Annotated in this window: 9 protein-coding genes; 8 read left to right on the top strand and 1 reads right to left on the bottom strand. The window is 33.9% G+C overall.

Translation table 11 applies throughout. The features are described from left to right. The first annotated feature begins 297 nt into the window (after positions 1–297). From JJQ60_RS19925 to JJQ60_RS19960, 8 genes are all read left to right on the top strand, one after another. Positions 298–777, top strand: coding sequence for a hypothetical protein (locus JJQ60_RS19925; RefSeq protein ID WP_201924223.1), 480 nt, complete (start codon positions 298–300; stop codon positions 775–777). A 644-nt stretch (positions 778–1,421) separates the two neighbouring features. Then, positions 1,422–2,837, top strand: a complete 1,416-nt coding sequence (gene pilV, locus JJQ60_RS19930) for a shufflon system plasmid conjugative transfer pilus tip adhesin PilV (RefSeq protein ID WP_201924225.1) — start codon at positions 1,422–1,424, stop codon at positions 2,835–2,837. Between the two features lie 5 nt (positions 2,838–2,842). After that, positions 2,843–4,105, top strand: coding sequence for a hypothetical protein (locus JJQ60_RS19935; RefSeq protein ID WP_201924227.1), 1,263 nt, complete (start codon positions 2,843–2,845; stop codon positions 4,103–4,105). A 14-nt stretch (positions 4,106–4,119) separates the two neighbouring features. Next, entirely contained in the window at positions 4,120–8,397 is a 4,278-nt protein-coding gene (locus tag JJQ60_RS19940; protein WP_201924229.1) for a DUF6443 domain-containing protein, read from the top strand. A 100-nt stretch (positions 8,398–8,497) separates the two neighbouring features. Next, positions 8,498–12,250: a hypothetical protein gene (locus JJQ60_RS19945; RefSeq protein WP_201924230.1), complete on the top strand. Its 3,753-nt coding sequence runs from the start codon at positions 8,498–8,500 to the stop codon at positions 12,248–12,250. A 402-nt stretch (positions 12,251–12,652) separates the two neighbouring features. Further along, complete coding sequence (locus JJQ60_RS19950) at positions 12,653–13,153, top strand: hypothetical protein (RefSeq protein ID WP_201924231.1); 501 nt, start codon at positions 12,653–12,655, stop codon at positions 13,151–13,153. A gap of 202 nt (positions 13,154–13,355) precedes the next feature. After that, positions 13,356–13,649, top strand: a complete 294-nt coding sequence (locus JJQ60_RS19955; RefSeq protein WP_201924232.1) for a hypothetical protein — start codon at positions 13,356–13,358, stop codon at positions 13,647–13,649. Beyond that, positions 13,646–17,410, top strand: coding sequence for a zinc-dependent metalloprotease (locus JJQ60_RS19960; RefSeq protein ID WP_201924233.1), 3,765 nt, complete (start codon positions 13,646–13,648; stop codon positions 17,408–17,410). Before JJQ60_RS19955 ends, JJQ60_RS19960 begins: the two co-directional genes overlap by 4 nt. A 227-nt stretch (positions 17,411–17,637) precedes the next feature. Here JJQ60_RS19960 and JJQ60_RS19965 read toward each other — a convergent pair whose 3' ends face one another. Then, a complete protein-coding gene (locus tag JJQ60_RS19965) occupies positions 17,638–19,854 on the bottom strand; it encodes a M15 family metallopeptidase domain-containing protein (protein ID WP_201924234.1) in 2,217 nt (738 codons plus the stop codon). Between the last annotated feature and the right edge of the window lie 59 nt (positions 19,855–19,913).

Consider the following 19,913-nt stretch of genomic DNA (forward strand, 5'->3'; position numbering starts at 1 on the left):
TTTCTATTTGAGTTTATAACTGAACGGAAAAGGTCTGAATCGAATGTATAAGTTTAAAAACTTAGAGTGTATAGATAGTGTACCTTTTCCGTTCTTTAAAATATAAAAAATTTAAATGCAAATCTAAAGGAGTGTTTTGTCGTAATAAAATGAAGACAAAATGTATCGAGAATAGCTTTTTTTGATCAAAACCCTATTCTCGATACACTTCTCCTAAAGTCGAAGTACTCGAATTGACGGATTTTGGTCAAAAAAAATCTAAATGCACAACTAGTTAATCAACAAAAATTTTAAAAAATGGCATTAGAAAATCTAATCAGTATCGATTTTAGTAAAGAAGAATTAAAAGAACTGGATCATCATATGGCTGGTATCCAAAACATCTTTAAAGGCAAAACAGTCAATATCACCCCAGAGCAAAGAAAACAGTATGGTAGTATTGGTAATCATAATAAGCTTATCGTGGATAAAGCAAAAAGATATATGGAGCAACACCCAAATTGGATTCCGCGTTTTTTGGATAAAGAAGAGTTTGACAGGGATCATAAAACCAGAGAGCAGGTAGAAAGCCGCGTACAGTTACTCGACAACTTATCACAACAGTTATTAGATACCAAAACCTTACTTGATCATGATAACTATACCAATGCACTAAGTTTTTATCGTATGATGCGTTTTTTGGCCGGAGAAAACGAACCAGGTGCCAAACCCGTGTATGAAGACATGAAAGTGCTTTTTAATAAATCTTCGGCAACACGCACAGACGAAACCGAATAATAGTCATTATTTTTCTAGAGAAGCCGCTATACAGCGGCTTTTTTTATATACACTATTACCCCCTATCAATACCCCCCAAAGGGTGGTTCTGAACCACCCCTGACCCGGTTACGAACCCCTTCTACCCTATACCAAAGTGATTCGAAGCGGTTCTGTACCCTTTCGAATAGGTTATATAACGCCTTCGAGGTGGTTATGTACCGTTTATAATAGGTTCTTAACCCTTTCGAATAGGTCTGGAACCGTCTCGAACCACTACAACAACCTATTATAATGAGTATCGTATAGCTTCGAAGGGGTATGCTACCTCTTCGAGATAATAATGAACCCCCAAATCATAAGTAACAAACCCGCTAAAAACGATACATAACCTCCTCGAAAGACTAATCAACCTCTTATACTCATCAAAACATGAAGTCAAGAAATTAATTAGTGTAAAAAATAAAAAAAATAAGTTCTGGATCTTCAACAATATGAAGATCCAGAACTTTTGTTTTCTCTGAAGTACTTAAAATTGCCGAACCCAAACTACTTCTTTTTACTTCTCTGAAACATGCTAAGCAGAAAAGCATGACTAAAAAAAAGGGAAATCATATTTATATAAAACTCACTAGACCTTTAAAATTGAAAGAACTATCTATAGCATGAAAAAAACAATTTTTATCATTATTACACTCGCATGTAGCTCAATGTTATATTCGCAATCTTTACCAATTAATGGAAACAGTTACCATTACTACGGCCCAAATACCACATGGGGAGAATATCTAAAAGTTGGAGGTAATGGTAGAGGTACCACTAAAGCATCAGTAGTTTCTACCAATGGTAATCTGCACCTGGATTCAAAAGATGGTAATGCTACGTACTTGAACCATTATAGTAAAGGGAATACATATCTAAACTCTAGTGGTGGACGTGTCGGTATTGGTTTAACCAACCCTGCTGGTTTACTACATGTAAAAGGAGAAACCTATATTGATGGAGGATGGCTACGAGTTAAGGGAAGTAAAGGAATCTTTTTTCAAGATTTTGGAGGTGGGTTTTATATGACCGATAGTTCTTGGATACGTACCTACGGAAACAAAAACTTTTACCACAACTCTGGTGCTATGCGAACCGATGGTACATTACAGGTAGGACCATCAGGTAATCGTTTTGTTGTCAATACAGATGGTAAAGTAGGAATTAGAACCACATCACCAGAAGAAACATTACATGTTAATGGAACTTCAACCATAACTGCAAATATTGGGATACCCACTACTAATCATTGGCAAACCGGAAGCCACACCCTCGAACTTCAAAATAGTGATCAGGGAGATGTCGTACTATCATTTCATAGAGCCGGTCATACCAATGCGGCCATTAAGCACCCATCGACAGGAGGAATTGCATTTTCTGCTAATGGAATTTACAATCAAAATCATATGTATCTAAAGAGTAATGGGCGTTTGGGTATTGGAACTTCTAATCCTGGTTCTAAGTTTGAAGTAAGAAGCTCTAATAACCTTAGAGTATGGTTAAATCACAATGACCAATCTTCTATTTCATTTGTTCCAAATAACGGTAATTCAGTATTTCATATCAACCATGGTCTGAATAATGATCTTAACATTTCTCATGGAAGTACTGTTGGTGCCGTAAACATTATGACCATCAAAAACAGTGGATCAATAGGAATTGGCACCAATACTCCCGATGCAAAACTCACTGTGAATGGTGATATCCATGCCAAAGAAATAACTGTAGATCTAATAGGATGGCCTGATTATGTTTTCGAGAAAAATTACACCCTGCCTACTCTATTTCAAGTGGAACAACATATCGCGGAAAAAGGTCATTTGATTAATATCCCATCTGCTAAAGAAGTTGAAAAAAACGGAATTCAATTAGGAGAAATGAATAAAAAGCTCCTTGAAAAAATTGAAGAGCTTACCCTCTATACTATTTCACAAGAAAAAAAGATCAAAACTTTACATCAAAAAGTAAATACTCTCGAAAAGCAAAACATGAGAATTAAAAATCTAGAAGAAAAATTAAATACTCTATTAGAAAACTAATCAAAATGAAAAGAATACTCACAATTTTATCTATTAGCGCTTTAATAAGTTCTGGGGTTCAAGCTCAAGAATATGTACAAACAACAACGAATAGTGCTTATGCCAATAAAAGTTTCAGAACATCTGGTAATTTTTCAATTGGGGCCTCAGATACCGAGACTGTTGGAGGATCTCCATTAAATATTCAAAGAACCTGGGGAAACTGGATGGCTCTTGTAGATGGATATAAGAAGGATGTATATGCTTTTCATAACCCTAACAATGGCGGTCGTATGGAACTATTCATACATGATGGGGTAACCAATACTAAAAACTTTGGAGTGTTTTCTATCAGACGAGATGGAAACATTGGTATCGGTACTGCTGCACCAGAAGAAAAGCTACACATCAATGGTAGCATACGCGGTAATGCATCTGGTGGGGCTTTAAAAATAAAAAGTGCACATGGCTATATTGATGTAGGAGCACAAAACGCATCATGGGCACATATCTATACGGATCGACCTAAAATTATTTTCAATAAAGACGTGCATACAGTAACTAATGGATTTTCATCATACAATAATGATTTAATCCTAAAAACTAAAGGAACCGAACGCCTTAGAATTCAGGACGAAAATGGAAATGTTGGTATAGGGACCAATGGCCCTAAAGCGAAACTGCATATCAATGGGGATATGTTTATGAATGCTGGAGAAGGATTTAGAGTATTTGGGGATATAAATTATTTTGGACAGTACAAGGACGGGATCGTTTTTGAAATGCAAGACAGTAATGCAACAAATGGTAATACCGATGGTGGTTTTGTTTTTAGAGGTCATACTCCAACAGACGATATATCCAAAGACTGGATGGTTATAAAAACTGGCGGAAATGTAGGTATTGGCACAAACAACCCCGGAGCATATAAACTAGCGGTAAATGGTAACGTACATGCCAAAGAAGTAACCGTAGATCTAATAGGGTGGCCAGATTATGTATTTGAAGAAAATTACACCCTACCTACCCTATCTCAAGTAGAAAAACATATCAAAGAAAAAGGCCATTTGGTGAACATCCCATCGGCAAAAGAAGTGGAAAAACAAGGCATCCAATTAGGAGAAATGAATAAAAAGCTTCTTGAAAAAATTGAAGAGCTCACCCTATACACTATCGCTCAGGAAAAGGAAATCAAAAACTTACGATTAGAAAACAAAGCACAAAAAGTAAGTAGTCAACACCTGGAAAATCGTTTGGCTAAACTTGAAGCTTTATTACTAAAGAACTAAATGACATTTAATTTATGAAAAAGCTGCTTTTAATTATCATAACTCTAATGGCTATCCATACCAATGCTCAGTCATTAGATCAAAATTTTACCATGTCAATCACACCTAAGGTTGCCATGGATATTAATGAAGTTAATGAGTTAGTGGACATTTCTTCACCAACTTCAGGAAATATAACCATCACAACTCCTGAGAGTAATAAAGATTTTATAGCATCACAATCTATAAAATTAAATCCTGGGGCCAAATTGACTCCTAATGTGGTTCTCAAAATTAATGATGTTAATAATATCAATAGCAATGTTTTTAGAAGTATTACCTACTATGATGGATTAGGGAGACCTATTCAAGCCATCGACATAGGACAAAGTCCGAATAATAAAGATTTGGTTCAGCATTATGAGTATGATCAATTTGGTAGAACAGAGAAAACATATTTACCAATACCTGCGAACCAAAACACAGGAAATCTTATGTCTAATGCAGTATTAGAAACAAATGCATATTATCGTAACAAATATGGTGATACAAACCCATTTGCACAACAACGATTTGATGATTCGCCATTAAGCAGGGTTCTAGAATCTGCAAACCCAGGGAATGATTGGGAATTATCCTATGAATATGATACAGATCATACTGTCAAATATGGATATGACACCAACCGAGAAAATGAAGTAAAGCGATATGATCTTAATCCCGACGGTAGTTTTAATGTATCATACTACCCTGCTAATGTTTTAATGAAAAGCATTACTAAAAACGAAAATTGGCAACCTGAGGATGGTGCGTTAAACACTTCTGAAGTTTTTACTGATAAAAATGGAAGAACAATTGCGCAGATATACTATTCAGGAGAAGGTGCTAATATTGAAAAACTAGTAACTCAGCATGTATATGATGACGAAGGAAAATTAATTTATATACTTACTCCAAAAGCCACCCCAAGAACATATGGAGAAATGAACCAACCTAACCGTTTTAATTGGTCATATACGAAATTTTTACCGGATACTTTTCCAGGAGGTGGAGGTGGATCTTCAACTGTTTATATAGAGAATGGTGTTTTGAAACTTAGTGCAAGTGCAGGATTTAATGCTTCTCCTTTAAAAACAGGAAAAATTGCATTTATTCATGAAAACTTACCCGATATGGATTTAGGGCATATTGTTCCAAATGCTGGTTATTCGAATAATTATACAGCATATCTTAAAGATGGATATTTATGTGTAAGATATAATGCTTATCCTGCATCGGTTACTCTGCTTGGTTTTTCTTTTGAAGTACCAGTAGGAAATTTAACAATACCCACAGATCAAGAAATTATAGACAATTTAGCTTTTCAGTTCGAGTATGATGAATTTAATAGGCAAGTTGCCAAAAAAACTCCTGGTAAGGAGTGGGAATATGTTGTATATGATCAATTAGATAACCCTATCTTAATACAAGACGCCAACCTAAAAAGTGATAACCTATGGCTATTTACAAAACATGATGCTTTTGGAAGAGTTATTTATAGTGGAAAGTATGCAAGTTCCAAATCTAGAGAAGCATTACAATTAGAGGTTGACAATTTTATAAATGGTTCTTCTAACCTTCCAAATGTAGAAGAACGCATATCAGGAACTAGCTCTATTGCCGGTGTTAATATTAGTTATTCAAATAATGCATTTCCAAAAACAGGAATTACCGAAATTCTGGCAGTAAACTATTATGATGACTATAGTTTTATAGATCCTGACAAGCCTGCTACCCCCTCTACAATCGAAGGACAAGTGGTTAACAATAAGACTCGAGGCCTTCCGACTGGTAGCTGGACGAAAACTTTAGAAGAAAACTCATGGTCAAAATCATATACATATTATGATCAAAAAGGTAGAAGTATCAAAATATATGAAAAAAACCATTTAGGTGGCTCTACCACTACCAATAGTAAATTAGATTTTAGAGGGAAAATCGAAAAAGCATCAACTATACATAAAAGAACGGTTAATGCAACGACACTAAGTATTGTTGATCGATTTGAATATGATGATTCTGAACGTATAGAGGCTTCTTATCAAAAAATTAATAACCAACCCGAAGAACGCATTTCAAAATTTGAGTATGACGAGATAGGTAATATTCAAAATAAAAGTTTGGGAGGATTAGCCACAGCGAGCAATGGATTGCAAAAACTTACGTATAAATACAACATAAGAGGATGGTTAAAAGAACTGAATGATGTAGACAATATAGGAAATAACTTGTTTGCCTTTAAGCTAAACTATAATGATCCGATCGAAGGAACAAATACAGAAGCCCATAACCTTTTTAATGGAAATATTACTCAAAGCATTTGGAGATCAAAACTTGACAATACAAAAAAATCGTATGCCTACACATACGATAAACTAAATCGATTGACAAATGCCAATTATTTACGTGGTAATACGCTTATAAGAGATACCAATAACGCCTTCGAAGTTCATAATATAAAGTATGATCTCAATGGAAACATAACCTATTTGGATCGAAATGGTCAATCTGGAAACATGGACCAACTTTCATACAGTTATGGCCCTTTAGGTACGAACCAGGTAACATCGATAACCGATAATGCAAATAAAACCGTAGGCTTTATTGACGGGAACACCAATGTAGACGATTATTCATACGATGATAATGGTAACATGATCAAAGATCTTAATAAAAATATCACCGAAATAATATACAACCACCTGGATCTTATCAAAAAAGTAACTTTTAATGATGGTAAAAGTATTAGCTTTATTTATGATGCCTCTGGAAGAAAGTTATCTAAAATATTTAATTCTGGAAGTAATTCATATAGAACAGATTATTTAGGTGGATTTCAGTATCAGCAAAATCAGCTACAATTCTTCCCAATGGATGAAGGATATGTTTATAAAGATGCTTCTGGTACCTATAAGCATATGTATATAATTTCTGATCATTTAGGGAATAATAGAGTTACCTATAGTGATACTAATAATGATGGTACCATTAGTAGTGCAGAACTATTATCTAATACCGATTATTACCCTATGGGGTTAATCCAAGAAGGAGAGTTTAATAGCGCTGTTACTACAGCATTCAAATATAAGTATCAAGCCAAAGAATTACAAGAAGACAATAATATAGATCTCTATGATTTTGGGTCTAGAATGTATGACCCTACAGTAGGTCGTTGGTTTAACACCGATCCGCAAAACCAATTTGGTAGCCCTTATCTAGCTATGGGAAATAATCATATTTCTATGATAGATCCTAATGGAGAATATGCATCAGAAACCATAATCATTGCAGGAATAGTTGCAGCTACAATTATAGGAGGTACATACGCGGCAATAGCAACAGCAAGTAATGGAGGGGATTTTTATCAATCACTAGGAGCCGGTATCCAGGGAGCAACCGTTTCTGGGGTTAGTGCTACTGTAGGAGCAGCAACAGGAGGAGCCGTAACTAGTACCGGAATAGCCTATGCAGGAACCTTAGCCGCAGGAGCTAGTGCATTAGCCTCAACCACTTCTACCAACTTAATGACAGGTAAAGGCTTTTTTGAAGGTTCTGAAGGTGATGTTATTGGAAGTATGGCAGGTGCATATATTGGTGGCGGTATAGGCGCCTTTACGGGCGGTGCTATATCTGGAGGCATACGTAAAGGATCAGATGGTGGTAATTTTGGCGAGATTGCATCTTCTGCTGGGCTATCAGGTGCCATTTCATTAGCATCCTACGAGGTTGTAGAAGAGCTAAATTATCAAGAATATAAAAATGGTCCAAGAGAATTTGGAAACTTGACAAGAAGTGGTTACAGAAAATTTAGCAGAGCAGGGCAACGTAGCTTTGCAAGAAATAGAGAAAGTGGAGGATACTTTCTTGAGGATGGCAATGTGAGTGATATTAAATGGGGAGGGAAAAGGGATGTAAATCTAGGACCAAGACCCGATAATACAAGGTCCAGATTCCATTTTCATGTAGCTAATCATGCTTCTCCACATCCTTCTTTAATTTCGAACGAGCCAAATGACATTACTAATTTCCAAGATGGATTTGTTATATCATTTAATAATGAAGCTTATTTTGTTAGCGCAGTAGATAAAGTAAGAATTGCTAATAAATATAGAATTAGTGGTAATGAGTTCGATACTGGACTATATGGTTTATCTTTTAATAGAAAGATACAATTACAATATGGTTTAAATATTGCTGCCGAAATAGAATCTTTTTACCATAATGTTAATAGGAATAGCATTACTCTAAAATTATGGGAAGAAAAATATTATTAATCAAAGAAATTCAAGACCAATGGAGTCTTAATTAAACATAGCTTAAAAAATTGAAAACCAAAGTTATAACAATTCTATTATAACCTATACATAAAAAGAAATGAAGAAAATTCTTTTAATAATACTAATAATAATATCCAATCAAACTGTTGTTAGCGCGCAGGGAGTGGATATCGTTACTCCACAACAATCAGATTTTAATAGTGGACAAAATATAGAAGGTCTAGTACAAAGTTCTATTAACGAGCCTACAGGAAAATTGAGTTTTTCGGTTCCTATTACCAAAATAGCTTCTAGAACCGTGTATTATGATGTTTCTTTAAACTACAACGGTAATCTTGCATTTGACGAAGGAACATATACCAACAAGCATATGCCAACCAGCACTGCCGGAGTTGGATTTAAACTAAGTATACCAAGAATAGTTGTAGACAATAAGAATACGGCTGCTAAAGATGATGATGTATTTTATCTTCAAAGTGAAAGTAATAGTACAAAGCTTAACTGTTTCAATAAGATCAATTCTGGAAATTTTGAAGGAGATGAAATATGGGAATTTAATGCTGAAAATTATATGCCCTGGAAAATTAGGTATTACAAAAGCCGTAAAAGATTAACAGGAAACCCTATCAATCCATTTGAAACAAGAGAAACACCTCTTGATTATTGGGTAGTTGTTAATGATGAAGGGGCAGAATATGTATACGGAAACACTCAAAACTCAAGAGAAAACCTTGTTGCCTGGGGCAACTGGATGGGAAACTCTAATAAAAGAGGTGGGACTAAAGAAACTATAGCCTGGAATCTATCAACTATTCAGGATCAATGGAATAACACTATACAATTCGAATATGAGATCCAGGGCAGTACTATAGGAGGTATTCATCAAACCGAGGCATCCTATTTAAAAAAGATAACTGCCTCTGCGGGCGAAAGCATTAGATTTTTATATGCTAATAAAAGTCAAGGAGAAATTTATGAACCCCATATAGAACAATCAGAACCCGATGCTTATCAGGAGCGTTATGAAAAAAAATATCTAGCACAAATACGTACATACAATACTAACAATCAACTTATTTATAACTATAATTTTGCATATTCATTAGTCAATAATAGTTCTGCTAGTGATCAAAAACGATATTTACAAAGTATCACTCAAGAAAATGCAAGTGGTGAATTTTTACCTGGTCAACATTTTGAATATTATACCACAGGCACATTTAAGGGGGGGATTAAAAAGGTTACCTATCCTGCAGGAGGTTCTGTAACCTATGAATACAAAAACAAATACTTACGTTATAACGGTCATAATGCATTTGGCAATGAAGATCCCAGAAATACGGATTACCCATATTATGGTATAGTAACTCGCGATAAATATGCTTTAAGAATGTATCGAAGTCCTTCGCCTGTAAATGGTAAGTACTGGTTCCAAGCTATTAGAAACTTTTGGAATGGAAAATCTTGGATCAGAAATGCATTTAATTTCCCATATCTTATCCCTAATCCGGGAGGGCTTACAATGCAAAATTTTTATACTGCTTTTGGAGACGATTTTTACGCTTTTTTATATCATGAAGGTATTTATGGAAAATTAGATTTATTTCATTTAAACCCTGATGGAGTAACCTGGAATCATAGAAAATATTATAACTTGATTTTAGGAGGAGGAGGCCAACCTAAACTAATGTCAGGAGATAAATTTGTTGCAATTGGCACTAAAATTAATGGTTCTTTACATACATTCACTTGGGATGGTGATTCTTGGGCTAAAAAAACAATAGAACAAGGTACTGGAGAATATTTTTATGGAGCTACGAATAATTATGTTCTATCCCTTAATGAAAAACTTGATGGTTCTAATCTTGACTTTATTACCGGAGAAAACCGAGAAGATTATTATTACATCCATTATTTAGACATTACAAATAATTGGGTTAGTAAATCTTGGTCTGCTATGGCAGATCCTTATATTGCCGGTATTGAAAAACCAAGTTATTTTTACCCGGATAATGCAATGAGTGGTTTTGTTGCTGATGATAACCCAGAGTTATTTTTAAGATGGGATAAAAAGTATAATTTATTGCCACCAAATAATGTATTAGGTGCCTATGATGACAGTAATCCCATGACACCTACATACACAGGGATGTTTACCCTACAAAATAGCTTGTACCAATACCCTTTCAGATATGCAAGATTTACGGGTACTAATTGGAATGTAAGCAACTTACCTGATTCTTATGGAATAAATTTTGCAAAACCCTCTTATGGAGAAGATATTTTAATGTTTCAAAATTATAGAGGAATAAGAAGTATTGGATATGCACAATATGATCCAAACTCAAACCTGTGGTTCTTTAATACTCAGAAAAACAATTATTCGGCTAATCAGAATGAAACTCAAAAACTTACCGGAAATACTCGAGACTTTATTATAGCAGGAAATGATATTTATCTATCTTCAAATGCTTCTAAGTTTTCTCAAACCGTAAAAATCAATAATAATGATAACGTATTTACGCATACTGATGGGTTATCTAACGGTTTTGTAGAGTTAGCCTCGGGGTCTTCAACTCGCTCATCGTCAAGATTTTATTATATCAATAAAAAGACCAATCAATTAGCCTTTATCAACCTTGGCGCTAAATTTCATACCGATGGACCAACACCTTTTGCGGGAAGAACTCCTTTTTTGAGTAATAAATCTATGTGGTTAAGAAGCAATACTAATAGTAATGGTTCTTTTACTACTTATTTATATAGAATAATCGATGGTAAAATCAATAATTCTTTATATGACATTGTAGTGAGTAAAGTTAAAATTGATGATGCTAATGGTGAAATCAGAGAGACTATATACACGTATGATAATTTTAATTCATCTTCTAATAACGAAACGACCTTTTATGGTAATGTAATTGTTGAAAATAAAGGGCATGGAAATTCTTCAATAGGGACTATTGAAAAAAAGTATAACAACGGATCAGAAGATATACAAATGGCTGGGGTGTTGTTAGAAGAAAAAGTAAAAGATATAAATAATACTACTGTAAGTTCAAAAATAAATACCTGGTATAAATATAAACCTGTAGAAGGTTCTTATACGGTTAAACTAACCCAAGAAGAAAACAGTATGGTTTACAATGGTAAACAAATGATATCTAAAAAGTATAATTCTTATTCAACACCACATTATTTTCCATCGATAACCACTGTTACTAATAGTAAAGGGCAGACGGAGAGAACAGATGTTACCTATGCTAAAGATCAATATTCTTTTATGAAGGACAGAAATCTAGTAAGTCAACCCTATGAAACTATTAACAAAATAGATGGTAAAATTGTATCTATTAGCAGAACAATTTGGACAAAAGATGCAAACAATAGAATATACGCTTCCGAAACATGGTCTGGGCCCTCTTCTACTTCTTTAAGAAAAAATTACGAAGTAACAAAGATGAATGAATATGGTCAAATTATAGAAACGACTAATGGTAAAGGACAATATAGTTCTATACTATATGGCTACAATTACAGATTCCCGGTTGCAACTTTATCGAATGTAAGATATAATTCTGTTATAAGTAATCTTGAAGTTTCATTAAGTAACCTACAAAGCCTTAACAATGCAACACTTAAGGCTGAATTATCCAAACTTTATGATAAGCTTTCTAAATCAATGATAGATGCAAACATATACGATATAGAAGGAAAAATTATTACAAAAATTAATCAACGACAAGAAGAAATAAACTACTTCTATGACAGCTTTAATAGGCTGGATTATGTTACAGATTTAAATAACAAAGTATTAGAAAAAAATATTTATAACTATAAAACAAATTAAAATCCTATTATTTCTTATTTAACGAACAAAAGCTACTTGTACAAGTAGCTTTTGGATTTAAAAGGAGGGAATGTAGCTGTTAATTAACAAAGCGAACGTGTATGTAAACGATGATAAAGAAATTACATTAATACTAAATCATCCTAAAATCATAAAATAAGTTCTGAATCTTCAACTTTATACAAATACAGAACTTGAGATCCTTGTATTAACAGTATTATTGTAGTGTTGAGTTTGAAAGGGAAAATAAAAATGGGTACGGTATATTGGGAAAACAAAAATTGCCGTACCTCTTCCCTATTATCATGTACCTCGATTTAGATAAAATCTAAAAAAATAGTAAGTTTATCATTGTTCTCCCAAATAACTAAAAACTTTAAAGGAGCAGCTAACAGATGTACAATGATACAAAGCTATTATCACTTTTCCGAAGATGTAAAAGAAGCTTTTAAAGAGTATCTAAGTCATCACAGGTATACACTTAAAAAGGAAGTATGGTTTCAGGATCAATTTTGTTATAAAGTTGTACTTGAAAATGAGTACAACCTTTTAATCATAGAAGTCGATGAACTAAAATTGATCATTTCTATAGGTTTTAAGAAAGATCAAAAAGTATATCGTATTGATGATTTACTATCTTTCTTTTACCCAAAACTACATATAGATTCCGAAAAAGACATTTATAATATCCATACATATTATGACCTTGCCAAACAGAAAGGAGCCAACTCCAAAGAACTTTCGGAAATACTCGTAAAACATAATCTTTTAGGCGAGTTAATGGCGTATCAGACAATAATTAAAAAACACCTTTCTCACATAGCTTTTGATGGAGATTACTCCTGGTGTAATGATTATAACCAATCAGGAAGAAAAATATTCGATTTTGTTACTGATCCTTAAGCTAAGATCAGGTTTTTTCATGAACTTCACCTTAACCTAATCGTAGATATTTCTGATACAATACTATAAGTTAGAAGTATATTCATATTCAAAAAAACATGCAGCCAAATATGCATATATAATACCATAATCAGGTATTTTTCAACCACTTAAAGATATTGATTGTTGTAATTTTAGTAGGTAACACAAACTATATCTTATTATGAATCCTAGTATTAAAATTCCGACTATTTGTTGGTTACTATTTTCAGTTGTAACCATGACTGCCCAGGAAATCCTAAATGAACCTTGTTCATTTGACGAAATTAGAGAAGAATTCTATAAGGATAATCCCGGAGAACTTAAAAAAGCAGTTGCTTTCGAAAAAAAAGTAAAGCAATATGCAATAAAAAAGTCGACCCTTAATAAAGCTGCGTCTAGCTATATTATACCTGTAGTTTTTCATATCTATGACGCAAAATACCCATTTGAACAACCATTAAACTTAAAATCATGAAAAATCAACTTACCTTATTCCTGGGAGTATTCATTTTTAGTTGTGGTTTCTCACAAACCAATAATTTTTGGACAAAAAATCATGACCCAATTCAGAATAAAAATATTTCTTCCACAAAGAACAATACAGAAACTTCACACCAAAACATGAATAATCTTAGTGTTGAAAAATTTAAAGAAATTTTATCTCATTGTCCTAAAAGATTTAATTCATTTGGTTCATCAAATGTCATTATCACGTTTCCTACTAAAGGCGGAAAATTTAAAGAATATCGTGTAAAAGAAACAAGTGTTTTACATCTGGATTTAGCCAATAAGTTCCCAGATATTAAATCGTATATCGGTACATCTGTTAATGGAGAAGGTGAAGTAGTACATTTCAGTTTGGGGTATAATAACTTTAGGGGTATGATTATGAAACCTGATGCTACGATAACGAATATCAAACCTTCTACTAGTAATAGTAAAATGTATGTGGTTACTTCAAAAACGGATGAACCAGTAAAACCAATTAACTGTCAAACAATTGATAATGCAACTGAAACTTTTTCGGAAAAAAGTACAAGGCAAGCTGAAAAATCAAACAAAGCAAAAAAAGACGCTAATGATGGTCGTCTTAGAGTCTACCGAATGGCTATAGCAGTAACGGGAGAACTGTCTAAAATTTATACTGATGCAGCAAACGTTACAAATGGTTCAACTCAACAAAGGAAAGCCGCAGTACTTGCTGAGTTAAATGCACTCATGACAAGAGTGAATGCCGTTTATGAACGAGATCTTGGAACTACGTTTGAATTAGTACCTAATATTGAGAATTCCATTTTTCTTGATGGAAGAACTGACGGTATTACACACGGGAATACTTCAATATCAGTCAACGAGGGGCAAGGTGTTCTTGATGCTGCAATTGGTAACGCTAACTATGATATTGGTCATGTTTTAGATTCAGATGGGACTGGACGTGGAGCTTTAAATTCTGCATGTGTTGATAGTAAAAAAGCTCAGGGAGCTACAGGAGCACATCCTTTCACATCTGTCGCAGATTATTTCTTTCGCACATTCGTTCACGAAATAGCCCATCAATTCGGTGCTAACCATTCGTTTAATAACTCATGTGGTGGTAATCGTCTTGACGAAGGCGCCGTTGAACCAGGAGGAGGTAATACTATCATGGCATATACAGGTTGTGAGCCTAATACAGAAAATACACAATATGTTTTTTTTCATGCTAAACAAATAGATGAAATGTGGAATCATATTTTAGATGTAGCGAGTTGTGCTACGACAAGATCGATAGATAATAGTGCACCAACAGCTAATGCGGGACGTAATTATACAATTCCAAGATCTACTCCATTTGTATTAGAAGGATCAGGTAGTGATCCTAATACATCTGATCAATTAACGTATACTTGGAACCAAATGGATAAGGAAATAGCCCCTATGCCTCCTCGGGCTAATTCAACTAGCGGTCCTTTATTCAGATATAGACCTCCTGGACCATCTCCAAATCGATATATGCCTGATCTTTCCACTGTAAAAGCTGGAGAATCTTCTTCTGAGTGGGAGGTTGTACCCTCTGTTGCCAGAACTATGCATTTTAGATTTACAGTAAGAGATAATCATCCAGGTGGAGGTAATACAGATTCTGATGATGTTGTTGTTACGGTAAGTGGAACAGCTGGTCCTTTTGAAATAACTTCTCAAAACTCTAGATTTGATGCGCCAATAGGTTCTACTCAAACCGTAACTTGGAATGTTGCGGGAACCACAGGAAATGGAGTAAATGCAGCAACAGTGGATATTTTATTATCTACAGATGGTGGAAATACATACCCAATAACATTAGCTTCTGCAGTACCTAATGATGGTTCACATCAAGTTAGGATACCGAACAATGAAGGAGGTGTAAATAGAATTATGGTAAGAGGTACCAATAATATCTTTTTCGATATTACCAATGCTAATTTTAGTATAACCGATGGAAACTCCAATCCTATGCCCACAAATTATTGTGCTGCAGGTTATCAAGGTACAAATTATATAGCCGAAGTTATCTTTGGTGATATCTCTAATAAAAGTGGAAATGGTGGATTTTCTGACTTTACATACCTGGGAACTAATATTGTTAAAGGCGAGTCTGTTACTTTAACCGTTAATCCAGGAATAGATTTCTGGGATCCAAATTATTTTGGAGCATGGATTGATTGGAATAAAGATGGAGATTTTACAGACGCAGGTGAAGAAGTTTTAATGAAAACCAATGGTGCTGGTGGTGTAACAACAACAGTTGTAGTTCCTTTTTCAGCAAAAAATGGTGCAACTAGATTAAGAGTACGTTATAAACTACATACTGAACCCGACCCTTGTGGAACAGCATCAACAAATGGTGATGAAGTAGAAGATTATTTTGTATTTATTAAAGGGAACGGTACAACAAACCCAACCTGTAATGATGGTATCCAAAATGGTAATGAGACAGGTGTGGATTGCGGTGGTCCTGATTGTAACCCTTGTACAACCGATCCAACATTACCAACGGGTTATTGTAATGCAGGAAGGCAAGGAACCAATTATATAGCAGAAGTTACATTTGGCTCTATTAACAATACGAGTCAAAATAGTAGTTATACCGATTTTACTGCTAAAAGTACTAATGTTAGTGTAGGGCAAACCTTAATATTGACCGTTACTCCGGGAATCACATCTTCTAATTGGTCGTCTAATGTAGTTGGTGGCTGGATTGATTGGAATAGAGATGGAGATTTTACAGATGCTAATGAAGAAGTTTTAATGAAAACTCCTGGAACTGGTGGGGGAACAGCTTCAGTTACCGTACCTAATACTGCTCAAGCTGGAGCAACTAAATTAAGAGTGCGTTACAGATGGTATAGTAATCCTAACCCTTGTGGAACTAGCTCTAATGATGGTGATGAGGTTGAAGATTATACCATTAATATCAGCGGAGGAACTAATAATCCAACTTGTACAGATGGAATCCAAAATGGTGATGAAACAGGAATTGATTGTGGTGGTTCTTGTACCCCATGTATTAATGATGGAACAGTTGTTTACGTCGACATGGAAGATAAGATTACAAATTCAGCAAGTTCCTGGAGTTTCTTTAGGATAGATGTAGGTGATGACAATGGATTTGGTGGTTGGTTTACTAATAATTCTATTCGATTAGTTACATATGGAAAAGATGTCATCTGTAATTATTCATCAAGTAATATTACTCTTTTGGGAGAAGGAATAGAAGTTGGTACCTCTGGAAATTTCAGATCTAATTCTAATAGTTTCATAATAAGTGACTCTTCATATAGCAATTGGAATGGTAAATCAGGTTATGTTGGCTTTTCCTTCAAAATAAATGGCGCAACTCATTATGGGTGGTTCTATATTACTGTCGCTAATAATGGATTATCATATACCATATTAGATTACGCTTATAATACTAGCGCTAATCAAGGGTTATTAACAAAAAGGCCTACTAGATTTAAAGATGGTCTAGAAAAAAATCAGCTTAGATTGTACCCCAATCCATTTAAAGAAACAGTAACTATAGATGTTTCAAAACTGGAGAGTGATAGAATCACTATAAGAGTATATGATTTATTAGGAAAAGAAGTCATCCATGAAAACTACAAAACAAATCCAGGTAAAATAGTTTTGGGTAAAAGAATCAAAATATCCGGAAGCTATTTTGTAAAAATACAAACCGAGACAAAAATAAATATGCTAAGACTTATAAAGCTTTAATTATATAATAAGCTCTTTTATTAGCCTACTATAATAGAATATTAAGTTTTATAGTGAATATTAAACAGCTGTTCAAAAGTACAGCTGTTTTTTTATGATCATCCTGCAAAACACAAAGATTTAAAAATCAACAAATTACAACAAATCATATTTCTAATTACACAAATTATTGGAGATAAAAAAACGAGTTCGTCTTTAGATTTGCCCTTCTAAATTATTAATCAACCTTAATAGAAATCATCAGAAGTAATAAATCTATTATCATCTACTGATATTGTTTTAGAAAACTCCCTTGTACCAGTAGATTTTTCAGTCTCACTATTTCGTTTATATTTTATCAATAAAGAGTCATTATCTTGTACTTCAATTTTTGAACTAAACCTTACAATAGTATTATCGCCTTCAAATTCTTCTTTTGAGCTTAGAAGTATAGGAGAATTTAACATTTTATCCTTACTAAACACAGCTGCAAACCAGTACGAAGCCATTGTTCCTTTTAATGCAAAAGTAAACAACTTGAAGTCCCCCATTGTGTAAGCCGATCCAAGATAATAATCAAACTCACCTGGATTAATCATTCTCATGTCATAGCCTGGAGCTTGAGAATCAAACAAGCTTGCTGACCAACTTAACGAATTTAATAAGGTTTTTTCCTCAAGTTTGTTTGCATAATCAAATTTGAAATCGATATCATTCAGTTCTTCAGCTATTATTTCTTTTTTAGAGTCCTCTAAAAAAACCAGGCATATATGATGAATATTTGTAGCTCCACTTATAGGTGACAATACTAAGTCTAGACTTTCAAAATCATATTTCTCAAGGGTTCTATCAAACCAATCCTTGTCATAGATTTTGATTACCTTTTCGTGTCCGTTAAAAAAATCTTTTGCAGAACCGTCGATTAACCTTCGTAACCAATATCCTACGGCCACTTTTGGAGAAAGATAGGTAGTACTATTCCAAACTTCTTCGACTACATATTCGTCTAAAATTGATCCATAATGGTTCTCTAAATACTCATGACCTTTAAAATCATCATCCTTCATAGCTTCACGATATCGATGTACTTCTTGATCAATACCTTTAGTTCTGAGATAGATATAACTCTCCATCATTAGTCTAAAATATCGTGAACCTATCACATTATAAATATCCTGAAATGTTGCTTCATCCAATACCGTATCAGGATCGGGTATCATATTATCGAATAACCACTGTACCGTTTTAGGATTATAGCAATCAAAACTGACTTTTAGTGCCTCTTGTCGTGCTTTATCATATATTGGTAATCCTATAAAGTTTTCGGCATACGAGAAATCCCAAAAATCATGTTTCTGAAGTTCGTTATCTGCTCCACGCATATGATTAAATCGATGTACCGCGCTTTGCATCCCACTATAATATCCTAAGCCGTACGCTCCATTCAAAAATGCATCATACTCATTACCTAGAATACGAATGGTTTCGGTATCAGGTTCTTCATTATCCCCATAGTACACATAATCATCAACGTTATCCAAAAAAAGCGTCCAGTAAAAATCATAACGTATATTTTCAGTTAATGGAGTTGGTCCACCAGACCAATCAATTGTTTCCTGATAATATCCTTTATAAGGTATTTCTTCTTTACCTTCTTCTTCATATGGGTCTTGGTATGCGTCTTGAGCTTCAATAGCATCTACCCTATTTTTTGATGAAGAGACCACAGTAGCATTGTAAATTTCATATGTCCCAATTTTATTACCATCATAATCATATTCATACCATGTTCCGTCTGAAACATCAATACTACCTTTGCTATCAAAATCACTCAAATATAAATCTTCATATACCGAAACGCCAAGAAATTTTTCTTTTACGTAGACATAACGATAATCGTTGTAACCCGCCCGTTGAACTACATATTCGTCTTCTGTACCGGCTTTACGATAGCGAACATATCTATCCTCGAAAGAAGAATGATTTTCTGCAATTATAATCGCTATAACTCCTAAAGCAGAAATTGTTGCTATCACACCCCCTACTAATGCCACAACATATGTCCATTTTATTTTTTTCTTAGAAAGAAAAAGTAATACCATACAAATTAAAGCTGGTATTAAAACAATTATAACAGTGATCAACTTATCTGAAATTGCATTTTGTGTAAACGTTATAAATATTCCGAAAGAAAAAACAAAGCCGCATAACGAAAATAAAATCCACTTGATAATTTTAGGATTTCTAAGAAAAAGAACTCCAAGTAGAAAAAAGACCGCTAAAAGAAAAAACTTGAACGATATTAAAGATTCAGTTGTAAGATATAAATTACCTCCATTGGTATGTATATAGCCATAAAAACTTTTACCGGTAACTGTTCTAAGGAGGCTAAAAGTGCTAAGTACAAACAATATTATAAAAAAGACTCCCAGTTTCTGTTTCTTGCTAAAATTGATCAATATCATAAGTTATTCATATTATATGCATGGGTTGTATACTACTAAGTTCTAAAAATAATAGAATA

The organism is Aquimarina mytili (assembly GCF_016735115.1).
Taxonomy (GTDB): Bacteria; Bacteroidota; Bacteroidia; order Flavobacteriales; family Flavobacteriaceae; genus Aquimarina; species Aquimarina mytili.

Coding starts and splice junctions, on each gene's coding strand:
- JJQ60_RS19940 (WP_201924229.1), top strand. CDS start 4,120: ATGAAAAAGCTGCTTTTAATTATCATAACTCTAATGGCTATCCATACC.
- JJQ60_RS19955 (WP_201924232.1), top strand. CDS start 13,356: ATGAATCCTAGTATTAAAATTCCGACTATTTGTTGGTTACTATTTTCA.
- JJQ60_RS19960 (WP_201924233.1), top strand. CDS start 13,646: ATGAAAAATCAACTTACCTTATTCCTGGGAGTATTCATTTTTAGTTGT.
- JJQ60_RS19965 (WP_201924234.1), bottom strand. CDS start 19,854: ATGATATTGATCAATTTTAGCAAGAAACAGAAACTGGGAGTCTTTTTT.
- pilV (WP_201924225.1), top strand. CDS start 1,422: ATGAAAAAAACAATTTTTATCATTATTACACTCGCATGTAGCTCAATG.
- JJQ60_RS19925 (WP_201924223.1), top strand. CDS start 298: ATGGCATTAGAAAATCTAATCAGTATCGATTTTAGTAAAGAAGAATTA.
- JJQ60_RS19950 (WP_201924231.1), top strand. CDS start 12,653: ATGATACAAAGCTATTATCACTTTTCCGAAGATGTAAAAGAAGCTTTT.
- JJQ60_RS19945 (WP_201924230.1), top strand. CDS start 8,498: ATGAAGAAAATTCTTTTAATAATACTAATAATAATATCCAATCAAACT.
- JJQ60_RS19935 (WP_201924227.1), top strand. CDS start 2,843: ATGAAAAGAATACTCACAATTTTATCTATTAGCGCTTTAATAAGTTCT.